Raw genomic sequence first — 12,153 nt, 5'->3', positions numbered from 1 at the left:
GATGAAACTTAAAGCAATGCCTAAAATCAAAGTTCGTAATCCTGTTGCGCTCTCCTCTTTACTACAAAAAGGAGGGATCCATGAAACAGAAAAACCTAGAGCTCAGCACCGTCGAGAAAGACAAAACACCAAACAACAGCTTAGAAAAGAAGTTTGGTAAACTCTAGAAAATATTAATCAAACACATCAGTCAAATTATTTTGTAGGAGTAATTAAAATGTTTATATATTCAAATCACTTGTATACAAACCCATATAAAAAAGCGACTCATCAGAGTCGCTTTTTTATTCAGTTCAAAAACTCAAATTATTGAGCTTGTTGACCTGGCTGTGCAAGAACAGTACGGCTACCAGTGATCGCAGCGAATACGCGACGGTTCATAGCACGACCTTCTTTAGTCTTGTTGTCAGCAATCGGTTGATCCCAAGCAAAGCCTTGAGTCGTCAAGCGAGATTCGTTAACGTTATATTCGTTAACAAGCGCTGATTTAACAGAGTTAGCACGAGCTAAAGATAAACGTTCGTTTAACTTACGTGGACCAGTGTTATCAGTGTGACCTTCAATACGTGCAGTCGCATTCGGGTATTCAGCTAATTTCTCAGCTACTTTCGCGATTTCAGACTTGTATTGTGGCTTGATGTCAGACTTGTTCGTATCAAAGAATACACGAAGTTCCATGTTAAGGTCTTCAGTCAACTCTTTTGGCTGTGGCTGTGGCTGTGGTTGAACTGGTACTGGTTCAACTGGAGCAACTTCTACTACTGGAGCAGCTGGCTTCAAGTGACCGCCAAGAACTACGTTTAAACCAGCAAGAGCTGTATAGTTCCAGAAGTCTTCATCGATATTATAAGTACCACGAGCTTCTGTACGTAGAGATAAAGCATCATTTAAGCGCCAGAAAGCACCAAAACCGGCATTACCTAAAGTACCTTCTTCTTTCAAACCACGACCAACACGACCCAATTGAGCTTCGTTAGCATCAGTGAAAGAATATTTATAATGACCAGCACCTAATAATACGTATGGCTTGATTTTGCTATCGTAGTTTTTAGTGATTAGATCAGAAGTAACATAGAAGTTACCGTTGATTTGTTGTTGCTTGTATTCACCATTCGGCGCTGCACTAGTAACGTCACCTTTAACTTGGTTGTATTCAGTTTCAAAACCCAACCAAGGTGTTAATTCAACACCAAGAGCTGCACCAACGAATAAATCGTCCTGTAACTCACCAGCATTTGTTAAGTTTTCAGTGCTGTTGTTGTGCTTAGAATCTTGGAATGTGTAACCAAGCATTAATGGAGTTACTGTTACACCCGCATTAGCAGCAGCTAAAGGAGCAGCAACAAGCATAGCAAGTGCAATACGACTCAATTTCATGGATATCCTCCAGAGATAACAATTGTTTGTTGTTCAAGCTTAGCCTATGAGTTTTGGCCCTGCGAACATAAAATGTTTACAGTATTATTTTTAAGCTATTCACTTCACTTTGAATCATACAAACACTTGATGAATTTTCCAAGTGCTTGATAACTTTAACCCCGCAAATTATTGACAAAATTTCTTACAATTTCCGTTGTAGTTCAGTAAATTTTCAATTCAACTTTAAAGCTGGAATAGCTTATTGTTCACCTTCTTCAATTTTAGCAGTATTTGCTTGATGAAGTAATGGTTAGTTTTCTAATACTAAACTTAATTTAATAAATACAGTAATTACTTAACACTTTGTTAATAAAAAAATTACAAAATTACCAAAAGGTAAAAAAATGTTAAAAGTTAGAGGATTCACTCTGAGTGAATTAATGGTCACACTTGCTATTTGTGCGATTCTAGCATGCCTCAGTTTACCTTATTTGAATCAATTATTGATTTCAAATGAAGTAAATCATATGAAAAGAACACTCACAATTTACATACAAAAATCCAAATCTGACGCACAGATTCATCATAAAAATGTGACTTTATGCGCAAGTAAAGACTTAACTAGCTGCGATTCAGATTGGAACAGTGGACTAATCGGATTCCTTGATTTAAATGCTAACCGGCAACGTGATTCAAATGATCCTTTATTGTATTCCACAGCATTTCATTATAAGTATGGGAAATTAGATTGGAGGGGTACATTAAGAATAAATTCACTTACTTTCCAAGGTGATACAGGACTACCAAGAGGCTCAAATGGAAGTTTCTTTTATTGTATGAATGATTCTAATCATCATACTCAATTAATTCTCAGCAATATGGGGCACATACGTAGTAAAGAAATTACCACGTGTTAAAAACTCTTCAGTCTAGCCTAAACGACGTAAAATACTTTATTCGCATGCTTTTTTTAATATACTGCATAGGTTTTGAACATTCTCTGCAAATTATAAGTCTGGAGACACACAATGACTGACATCGTAATTGTCAATGGCGCTCGTACAGCAATGGGCGGCTTCCAAGGCGCATTATCAAGCGCAACTGCACCCGAATTAGGTGCAATCACCATTAAAGAAGCAATTGCTCGTTCGGGATTACAGCCTACTGATGTAGAAGAAGTAATCATGGGCTGTGTGTTACCAGCAGGTTTAAAACAAGGTCCAGCTCGTCAAGCTATGCGTAAAGCAGGTTTGCCAGATTCTACTGGTGCAGTAACCATTAACAAACTTTGTGGTTCTGGCATGAAAGCTGTGATGCAAGCTGCAGATATGATCAAAGCTGGTAGTGCTGAAATCGTGGTTGCGGGTGGTATGGAGTCAATGACCAATGCTCCTTATGTTTTACCTAAGGCACGTGCAGGTTATCGCATGGGTCATGGTGAAATTAAGGATCATATGTTCCTTGATGGTCTAGAAGATGCAGAAACTGGTCGTTTGATGGGATCATTTGCACAAGATATGGCAAATAAACGTAGCTATACACGTGAACAAATGGATGATTTCGCTATACGTTCTCTACAACGTGCACAGAAAGCAATTACTGAAGGTTATTTCAAAGATGAAATCGTTCCAGTAACTGTGTCTAGCCGTAAAGGTGATGTTGTTGTTGATCAAGATGAACAACCATTAAATGCAAAAATTGACAAAATCCCAAGTTTGAAACCTGCTTTTGCAAAAGACGGTACAATTACTGCTGCAAATGCGAGCTCTATTTCTGATGGCGCTTCTGCTTTAGTGTTAACCTCTAGTGAAGTCGCTACTCAACGTGGTTTACAACCTTTAGCAAAAATTATTGCAACCGCATCAAACTCTCAACATCCTTCTGAATTTACGATTGCTCCTGTAGGGGCGATTGAAAAAGTTTTGAAAAAAACTGGTTGGGATGCACAAGATGTTGATCTTTGGGAAATCAATGAAGCATTTGCAATGGTTACAATGTGCCCAATTGATGACTTCAAATTAGATACAGAAAAAGTCAATATTAATGGCGGTGCTTGTGCACTTGGTCATCCAGTTGGTTCTACGGGTTCACGTATCATTCTTACATTAATTCATGCACTTAAACGCACTGGTGGTAAAAAAGGTGTTGCGGCGCTTTGTATTGGTGGTGGTGAAGCAACAGCAGTTGCAATTGAATTGATCTAATCATTAATTCGATTAACTAAAAATCCTGCCAAGTGCAGGATTTTTTATTTTCATAATTACAAAAAATAATGCACCAATTATTAAAATCCCGATAAGTTATGGGCTGTATAAAAAAACAACAAGGAGTTCCCTCATGCAGCTCAACCATTACCTAAATTTTAAAGGACAAGCTGAACAAGCATTTATTTTTTACCAATCTGTTTTTGGCGGTGAATTCGCAATGATCAGTCGCTATGGTGATATGCCACCTACAGAAGGGGTTATGTTATCAGAAGCAGATAAATGCTTAATTCTGCATGTTTCCTTACCTATTAATGAATATACCGTACTCATGGGTTCAGACGTTAATGATCAGTTCTGCTCTCCGAATAGTATTTTCACCCAAGGCAACAATCATTATATTTCAATCAATATTGAACACGATGAAATGGAGGCACGACGTTTATTCAACCAGCTTTCTGTACGTGGCCATATTGAAATGCAATTAGAAAAAACCTTTTGGGGCGCACTGTATGGTGCTTTCACAGATCAGTTCGGAATCAAGTGGATGGTCAATTGTCAGCTTGACTCAACTATTTAAAACACCTCAATGTTTTGATGCAATATGTCTCATATTGCATCGCTTTTATTATGAATTAACTAAAATACTTGTCTAACATCTTCTTAATATCCATCTCATTAAAAATTTCAGGATACTTTTGTGCAAATATTGGAAGATGTTGTTTCATCTCATCCTTTTGCACAACTGTCCATCTTGGCGGATAAATTCTATAGTGCAAAAACTGTAAACGATATTTTACTTGATCATCAAAATTCTGCTGCTCTTCTTCTGTCTGTACATATTTTTGCTGTGTTACAAACCAATAGACCTGATCCCATAAATCATAGTTTTGGGTTAAATTAAGTCTGTGCTCGAATGATATATCTGCTGTAGTTAATTGAAGATACTGCTCTAACTCATCCAATGTTGGCTGAGTTGTGCTATAGGCTTTTGCTTTAAAAAACTGATGTGATAATAACTTCTGCTGTGTTAACGTAAAATAATCTAAATACTGATAAAGTTGAATAAAGTTTTGTTTTAAAGCAAATAGAACTAAAGCATTCGCAATCGAAATGATTTCAATTTTTTCAATGATCTCAAAAAACTGCGCTTGCTCCCCTTTAAACAAAACCCATTGATATGCTCGAATTTTCGCCTGTTGGGAACTGAGCAACGTAATCGGATGCTGATTAAAATAATTTTCAAAATCAAAATTTTGTTGTCTTAATGCAAAATAAGCATAATCCATCACAGATAAAAAACGACTATGCAATAAGTCAATGATATCGTCAGTATTTAGAATTTTTCGTTGATACAGAACATCGAATAAATGATATTGCACATCTCTAAATTGGCTATACTTCAATTCAAATAATAATTTTTGCGCTGATTCATTTTGAATAATATGATCTAACCAAAATTTACGCACAATTTGATCTTTCGCAACCTTAGATAATTCAAGTAATTTCTCTTGCTCAATCCATTGATGTTCTACAATATAAGTCAATAGTACACGAGGTAATTGACCTTGTTCAGAACTGACTGTGTGCTGCAAATAATCTTTATTTTTAGCTACGGTATTCAGTAATAAATTTTCAATTTCAGGGACAGTGCGTACACGTTGTTGTACTGCGGCAATTTGTAAAAAATGGTCTATACACAATTGAGTAAATTCAGGACGCTGACTCCAACGTTGAAAATGTTGTGCTGCCAACTCTCGATTTATTTCTATATAATCACTTAAACGAAATAATAATGCAGGAAATAATTCTTGTTCGTAGCAATCTTTTAAATGTTCTAATGTCCGTTGTCGTGCATAGCCATCATAATCTCTCAGTAACCATATCAACTCATCCAAACTCTTTCTAATAAATGGAATATCTGCGATTTCTGGTTCAGGCTGAGGAATATTCGATATATGTGTTTGCTCAAATGCTTGGCGTTCTGCCAATATTTCAGCTGTATTTATATATGGCTCAGATGAACAAAATATCTTTTTTAAAAATTTAAACATGTTCTTTCTAAATAAATGCTTTAATTTTTTATAACAAATTTAAAAATAACTGTCATTCTATATTCCTTATTAAACATCAATATTAGAATACTGAGCAATAATCATTAATCCGATAGTGATAAATCCAATCCCAACCCACCCTGCTAAATCAATATGCTGCCCTAAAAAAACTTTTGCTAAAGCAGCTGTCGCAATAACACCTAGCCCAGACCAAAGCACATATAAAATCCCAGCTTGCATATACTTCAATGCAATCGCAGCACAAGTAAAAGAAACAAGATATAAAACCAAGGCGATTCCTTGATCGAGTTTATTCACTAATCCATTTGCTTTGGCAGAATAAAAAGTTGAGAGCACATCAGTTGCGATGGCGAAAAGCAGCCAAATCACCCCAGGATTTATTTTTGCAATAAAGGTCAGCATTGTTATTCTTCAATCTATAAGTCTTAAATAATACGCAATAAAAAAAGCTGAACCTGAGTTCAGCTTTTTTACTTAAATGAGCTTAAGCACCTGTTTGGTAACTCGCTTGTGGCACAGCAGTTGAAGCTTGATACGGATGGGTGAAATCTTGAAGTCCAGCAGCTGCTTCATGAATATCCTTACCTTCTTTAACCACAAAGCTATCAAAGCCAGAACGTTTTAAATAGTTTAAAACATCTTTAAAGATATCACCGACAGCACGTAACTCGCCTTGATAACCTTGACGGCGTAATAATGCTGCAAATGAATAACCACGTCCATCATTGAAACCTACGAACTCAATGAAGATCGCATCTAATTCATTTAATGGAAATTGATGAGTTTCAGGTGAATCATTAACAGTAATGTATAACGCTTTTTTAGCTTGTACATTTGCCAACTGATCTAACTGAGCCGTTGTTACAACCACATCACCTTGTGGAATTACGCCATCTTCAGCAATCACTTGATAAGTATTATCAGCAATCGTGCCATCTTTGAACAGCACTTGTAGCGATGTATTAAGCATAAGCACGCTCCTTAAATGGTTGGATGCCAACACGGCGATACGTATCAATAAAACGCTCACCTTCAGTACGTAGATCAAGGTAAGTATTTAGGATTTCTTCAATGACATCAGGTACTGCATCAGCAGCAAAAGATGGTCCTAAGATATCACCGATAGACGCATCATGATTCGCGTTACCGCCTAGCGTGATTTGATAAAATTCTGCACCTTTTTTATCTACACCAAGGATACCAATGTTACCCACATGGTGATGACCACAAGCATTCATACAGCCTGAGATATTCAGATCAAGTTCACCAAGATTATAGATCGTATCTAAATCATCAAAACGACGGCTAATCGCTTCTGAAATTGGAATTGATTTCGCATTTGCCAATGAACAGAAATCACCGCCTGGACAGCAAATAATATCGGTAATAAAACCAATATGTGCACGTGCCATATTGTTCTGTTCTAAGGTTTGCCATAATTCAAATAAATCTTTTTGTGGTACGTCCACAAGTGAAATATTTTGTTCATGTGTGGTACGGAATTCACCAAAGGTGTATTTATCTGCTAAGTCAGCAATTAAATTCATTTCTTCAGAAGTCATATCACCAGGGGCAACGCCTGCACGTTTCAAAGAAATCGTCACAATACGATAGCCTTTGACTTTATGTGCATTGGTATTCACGTTGAACCATTGTTTGAATTTAGGATATTCAGCAAACAATGCTGTGAAATCTTGATCGTCTAACTCTTGATAATCAAACGGAGTGAATTCTTCATCCAATTTTTTTAAGATTTCTGGTTGAATCTTCAATGCTTCACGTGTGTGCTCAAATTCAGCCTCAACTTTTTGAGCAAAGACTTCTGGCGTAAGTGCTTTCACCAAAATCTTAATACGTGCTTTGTATTTGTTATCACGACGACCATGCAAGTTATAGACACGTAAAGTCGCTTCTAAATAAGCAATCAAATCTTCACGTGGCAAGAACTCACGGATTACGCTACCAATGATTGGGGTACGGCCCAAGCCACCACCAACCATGATTTTATAGCCCATTTCGCCCGCTTCATTGCGAACGATATAAACACCAATATCATGGAAAGCTGTTGCAGCACGATCTGTTTCTTCTAAAGCAGAAACTGCAATCTTGAACTTACGTGGCAAGAACGCAAATTCAGGATGGAAAGTACTCCACTGACGAATCAATTCACACGTCGGACGTGGGTCTGCAATCTCACCAGCAACCACACCTGCAAACTGATCAGTCGTGGTATTACGAATACAGTTACCTGAGGTTTGTACTGCATGCATTTGTACTGTTGCTAGCTCAGCAAGAATATCAGGTACATTTTCTAAAGCAGGCCAGTTCAACTGAATATTTTGACGAGTTGAAACGTGGGCATAACCACGATCATATTCAGTCGCAATTTCAGCAATTTTTCTGAGTTGTTTAGTATTCATCAAGCCATACGGCACAGCGATACGGAGCATAGGTGCATAACGTTGCACGTACAGACCATTTTGCAAACGTAATGGACGATATTCGTCTTCTGTTAATTTTCCTGCTAAATAGCGTTCTGTTTGATCGCGAAACTGAGCAACACGTTGGTTAATCAGTTGTTGATCGAAATCCGTATATAAATACATGGCGTATGGCTAGTCATTCATTATAAAGGTGACTAGCATAGCGAGCTTTTATTCATCAACAAAATGCTTTTTTTGCATATTTAATAACGATTTTATTGATAAGCCTATCTAATTACCGCAAATAGAAAAAGCTCAGACAAATCTGAGCTTTTACAATGATTTTCTAAATGAAATTAGTTCTTATCTGGCAATGTATAAGCGACTAAATAATCACCTTTTTTCGTCCCAAATAAACCATGCCCACCCGCCATAATCACCACATATTGTCTACCACTTACCCTCACCTAGACCCTGACCAATAAAGGCATATTTAATTTGTGATCGTGAGAACTTAATTGGACATGCCAACTGAGGTTCTGTCTGTTCTGAATTTTCAGATAATGGTACATCCACGACCCAACCACGTTGTTCAGCAATTGGAGAAACCAATGCTTCGTCAAGGCTCAAGACAGGTTCCACACAAATATCTAAGGTTTTAAAAAGTTGCTGCCATACTACAAAATCTTGGCTCTTAAACTTTTCCTGCAATGCTTGTTTCACCGCTTGGCGGTCTTCAGGATCAAATGATGTGCCTTTGGCAAGAAGTAATGGCAATTCTAAAGCCGCTGCCAAACCCGCCATAAATTGTGGCTCTAAACTTCCGACTGAGAAATAACGCCCATCTTTGGTTTCATAATAATCATAAAAACTCGCACCATTTAACATTCCTTGTTCTGGTGCTTGTGGCGTCTGACCTGCCAAGCTCGCTGAAGCAGCCATGCTATTTAAACTTGCCACACAATCTGTCATGGAAATATCAATATATTGTCCAAGACCACTACGTTGGCGCTCTACAACTGCTGCCAAAATTCCAATCACGGCATGTAAAGAACCACCTGCCACATCCGCAATTTGAATTCCAAGTGGTGGTGGGCCACTATCTTGACGGCCACTATGACCTGAAACACCCGCTAATGCGAGATAGTTAATATCATGCCCAGCACGATCTTTATAACTTCCTGTTTGGCCATATCCCGTAATCGAGCAATAGATTAAACGTGGATTAATCTCTGCCAAAGTCTCATAGTCCAAACCTAAACGGCGCATGACATCAGGACGGAACTGTTCCAAGACAATATCAAACTCAGAAATTTTATTTTTGATCAGTTCAATATTGTTTGGCTCTTTTAGATCAAGCGCAATCGACTGTTTATTTCGATTCAGATAACTATGTGCAGTGGCTTGACCATTGGCATAGGGTGGCATAATTCTCACGAGATCTGGACGCGTTGGAGATTCCACATGGATCACTTCTGCACCCATATCCGCAAGATACATACTTGCGAATGGACCAGGCAACAAAGTAGAAAAATCTAGAACTTTCAATCCCTTTAAAGCAGTTGGCATAATAATTTTTACTCATATTGTTCAAATTTTCTTTTATACTAGGTTCGGATAAACACAAAAACAATGTCATGTTCAGCCATTTACCTTGATAGTTTCGGCAATTTAACATGTACTTAGTGAGCAACAATTTTTTCTTATCAATTGCTCAATTAGATATTTTAGACGGTTATTTAGGTCAATTATCGTGAATAGTAAAGAAACTGAAGGATTCAATATGAGCCGTGATACGATCAGCATCCACTTCGTGAATGCGGCTTTAACAGGTGTAAAACGCCTAGGCATGGACGTTGAAACATTACTTTCACATGTCGGTATTGAAGCAGAATTGCTTCGTCAACCTAAAGCTCGAATCTCCCCAGAGCAATACACTCGCTTTGTCAAAATGTTATGGATGGTCACCCAAGACGAACACGTTGGTTTCGATGTTCAACCACGTCGTTTAGGTACATTTGCGATCATGTGCCAATTGATCATACATTCGAAAACACTTGGACAAGCACTCGAACTTTCCTCACAATTTTACAAATTATTCGGTGATGAATGGTCTGTAAGTTTAGAGCGTGATAAACACGAAGCTCGTTTAGTACCTCTCATTCCTAAAGCGCTTGACCCTGATCATTTTATTACGGAAAGTATGCTGATGATTTGGCATGGTCTTGCTTCGTGGTTAATCGAACGTCGCTTGCCTTTGGAGCGCGTCCATTTTGGTTATGAACGCCCTAACCATGCTGATGAATATGATGCGCTATTTTTTGCACCAGTGATGCAGTTTGACGCACCGCGTACAGAAATTACCTTTGCTGCAGATTATTTAGATCTACCTATTCGTCAGGATGAAAAAACTTTAGAAGAGTTTTTAAAAGCCGCACCAGCACAACTTCTAGTGAAATTCAAAAATACCAACTCACTCACTTCGCGTATCCGTGATGTATTGAAGAGCCAAATCGGTGAAGAAATGCCAACTTTAAATGATGTGGCATCTATGTTGTATCTATCTCCTCAAACATTACGTCGTCGTTTGGCTGCGGAAGGTAAAAGCTATCAAGGTGTCAAAGATGCCTTACGTCGTGACGCTGCGATTCATTTATTACTCACTCCAAACCTCACTTTAGAAGATGTTGCTCAACAAGTTGGCTTTAGTGAAACCAGTACCTTTCACCGTGCCTTTAAAAAATGGACTGGTGTTACCCCAGGTTTATATCGCCAGTTGCATGGGCATCACAATTAACTTAAATCAGACAAAGTGTTCAACCCTTAAAAGTTGAACACTTGTTGAAAAATATGGTATTAATCCATTATATTCCTCAACAATCACGATAAATAATGATAATCAAAAAAGGCGATTTTTTCAGACCCACAAGTTCAAGACCTCATACGCATTCATTTGCACGGCATGCTTCAGAACACACCGATTGAGCATAGTTTTGGACTCGATTTCAGCAGCCTACAAAAAGACTCCATTCGATTTTATACACTTTGGCGTGATGATCAGCTTCTTGGTTGTGGTGCGATTCAAGAGCTTAACCCCTATCATGCTGAACTTAAATCGATGCGGACTCATCCCCAACATCTACGTCAAGGTGTAGCGACACACTTACTCGATTATCTTTTGAAAATTGCCAAACATAGCAATTATCAAAAAGTGAGTTTAGAAACGTGGAAAGACTCCCACTTTGATGCAGCAATTCATCTATACAAGAAATTTGGTTTCGTAGAGGGTGAAGCCTTTGCTGAATATAATGAATCTGAATATAGCCAATTCTTTCATTTAAACTTGTCTAATCAATAGTTTAATCTCAGATTTTAATCTGTTTTTTTAAAGAGATTGTTTTGAAAAAAACTCATTGATAAGCAATCTAATAACAAGTATTACAGCCGTAAAGCCAAAACATTATCTTGAAAAAACATAGCCAATATCCTGATTTTAATGCTAATTATCAATCAACACTCATTTGTTTTAAGAAAGCAACTGTCTTCCGAGGCGAAGTTAGGTGAATAAATCGTATGTGCTGGTATTTGGGGTTATTCATCATCGCTAAATACCTTTTCTTATTTTGTGGATATTTCTGAAACATCCATAAAAAAATCGATTTTTGGGAGAATACCATTTTCAAGTTCTCTCTATTATTCGAGTTTTTCAATAATCGCTCACGACTTAAAATACGCCACAAAGTCCGTTTAGTAAGACGATAAAAGTTAACAGAAAAAGAATAATCTAGCCAAATGACCGTATCCACCTCAGACCAAATCATATCAATACTGCGTGAATAAAGATTATCGATCACCCATCCCGTTGATGCTGCATCCATACTCAGTTTAAGTTTGCAAAAAAATGCATCATTTGAAGATTCTTGCCAATCATCTAGCCATAGCAAATCATCCAGTTCGATATATTGTATTTTTAATTTTTCCGCCAACTTTCGAGCCAGCGTAGATTTGCCAGAACCCGTAGTACCAATAATATTAATAAATTTCATCAAGCAAATTATGTTGAATTATGGACATGCATTTTACTAAATATTT

13 protein-coding genes and 1 pseudogene are annotated in these 12,153 nt (G+C 37.5%); 6 read left to right on the top strand and 8 right to left on the bottom strand.

Features of this window, described 5'->3' with window-relative positions; translation table 11 throughout:
• The first annotated feature begins 1 nt into the window (after nucleotide 1).
• Nucleotides 2-160, top strand: a complete 159-nt coding sequence (locus tag CDG59_RS15260) for a hypothetical protein (RefSeq protein ID WP_171294964.1) — start codon at nucleotides 2-4, stop codon at nucleotides 158-160.
• Nucleotides 161-306: 146 nt separating this feature from the next.
• On the opposite strand, the gene omp38 is transcribed toward CDG59_RS15260, so the two are convergent.
• Nucleotides 307-1,377 (bottom strand): outer membrane protein Omp38, encoded by a 1,071-nt coding sequence (gene omp38, locus CDG59_RS01625; protein ID WP_087543172.1) that lies wholly within the window; start codon nucleotides 1,375-1,377, stop codon nucleotides 307-309.
• A gap of 386 nt (nucleotides 1,378-1,763) precedes the next feature.
• Here omp38 and CDG59_RS01620 point away from each other — a divergent pair, with 386 nt between their 5' ends.
• The 3 genes from CDG59_RS01620 to CDG59_RS01610 all read left to right on the top strand — a co-directional run bounded on the left by CDG59_RS01620 (nucleotide 1,764) and on the right by CDG59_RS01610 (nucleotide 4,143).
• Nucleotides 1,764-2,276 (top strand): GspH/FimT family pseudopilin, encoded by a 513-nt coding sequence (locus tag CDG59_RS01620; protein WP_005162070.1) that lies wholly within the window; start codon nucleotides 1,764-1,766, stop codon nucleotides 2,274-2,276.
• A gap of 111 nt (nucleotides 2,277-2,387) precedes the next feature.
• Entirely contained in the window at nucleotides 2,388-3,563 is a 1,176-nt protein-coding gene (locus tag CDG59_RS01615; protein WP_087543170.1) for a thiolase family protein, read from the top strand.
• Nucleotides 3,564-3,696: 133 nt separating this feature from the next.
• Entirely contained in the window at nucleotides 3,697-4,143 is a 447-nt protein-coding gene (locus CDG59_RS01610) for a VOC family protein (RefSeq protein ID WP_087543169.1), read from the top strand.
• Between the two features lie 55 nt (nucleotides 4,144-4,198).
• On the opposite strand, the gene CDG59_RS01605 is transcribed toward CDG59_RS01610, so the two are convergent.
• The 6 genes and pseudogenes from CDG59_RS01605 to CDG59_RS01580 all read right to left on the bottom strand — a co-directional run bounded on the left by CDG59_RS01605 (nucleotide 4,199) and on the right by CDG59_RS01580 (nucleotide 9,630).
• On the bottom strand, nucleotides 4,199-5,554 hold the full coding sequence (locus CDG59_RS01605) for a hypothetical protein (RefSeq protein ID WP_227519097.1): 1,356 nt from the start codon (nucleotides 5,552-5,554) through the stop codon (nucleotides 4,199-4,201).
• Nucleotides 5,555-5,686: 132 nt separating this feature from the next.
• Complete coding sequence (locus CDG59_RS01600) at nucleotides 5,687-6,040, bottom strand: DMT family transporter (RefSeq protein ID WP_087543165.1); 354 nt, start codon at nucleotides 6,038-6,040, stop codon at nucleotides 5,687-5,689.
• Nucleotides 6,041-6,122: 82 nt separating this feature from the next.
• On the bottom strand, nucleotides 6,123-6,608 hold the full coding sequence (locus tag CDG59_RS01595) for a DUF934 domain-containing protein (protein ID WP_087543163.1): 486 nt from the start codon (nucleotides 6,606-6,608) through the stop codon (nucleotides 6,123-6,125).
• Nucleotides 6,601-8,244: a nitrite/sulfite reductase gene (locus CDG59_RS01590; RefSeq protein ID WP_087543162.1), complete on the bottom strand. Its 1,644-nt coding sequence runs from the start codon at nucleotides 8,242-8,244 to the stop codon at nucleotides 6,601-6,603. Before CDG59_RS01590 ends, CDG59_RS01595 begins: the two co-directional genes overlap by 8 nt.
• 173 nt (nucleotides 8,245-8,417) lie before the next feature.
• Nucleotides 8,418-8,522, bottom strand: a pseudogene (locus CDG59_RS15730) (hypothetical protein); the annotation flags it as partial.
• Nucleotides 8,512-9,630, bottom strand: a complete 1,119-nt coding sequence (locus tag CDG59_RS01580) for a CaiB/BaiF CoA transferase family protein (protein ID WP_087543160.1) — start codon at nucleotides 9,628-9,630, stop codon at nucleotides 8,512-8,514. The pseudogene CDG59_RS15730 and the gene CDG59_RS01580, both read right to left, overlap by 11 nt.
• 214 nt (nucleotides 9,631-9,844) lie before the next feature.
• On the opposite strand from CDG59_RS01580, the gene CDG59_RS01575 reads away from it, so the two are divergent.
• Both CDG59_RS01575 and CDG59_RS01570 read left to right on the top strand, forming a co-directional pair.
• Nucleotides 9,845-10,858: an AraC family transcriptional regulator gene (locus tag CDG59_RS01575; protein WP_087543158.1), complete on the top strand. Its 1,014-nt coding sequence runs from the start codon at nucleotides 9,845-9,847 to the stop codon at nucleotides 10,856-10,858.
• Nucleotides 10,859-11,023: 165 nt separating this feature from the next.
• A complete protein-coding gene (locus CDG59_RS01570; protein WP_143225208.1) occupies nucleotides 11,024-11,419 on the top strand; it encodes a GNAT family N-acetyltransferase in 396 nt (131 codons plus the stop codon).
• Between the two features lie 148 nt (nucleotides 11,420-11,567).
• Here the strand turns inward: CDG59_RS01570 and CDG59_RS01565 are convergent, their stop codons facing one another.
• Entirely contained in the window at nucleotides 11,568-12,107 is a 540-nt protein-coding gene (locus CDG59_RS01565; RefSeq protein WP_087543156.1) for an AAA family ATPase, read from the bottom strand.
• Nucleotides 12,108-12,153 lie beyond the last annotated feature (46 nt).

The organism is Acinetobacter sp. WCHA29, assembly GCF_002165335.1.
GTDB lineage: Bacteria > Pseudomonadota > Gammaproteobacteria > Pseudomonadales > Moraxellaceae > Acinetobacter.
This window is presented reverse-complemented; position numbering and strand designations above follow the sequence as displayed.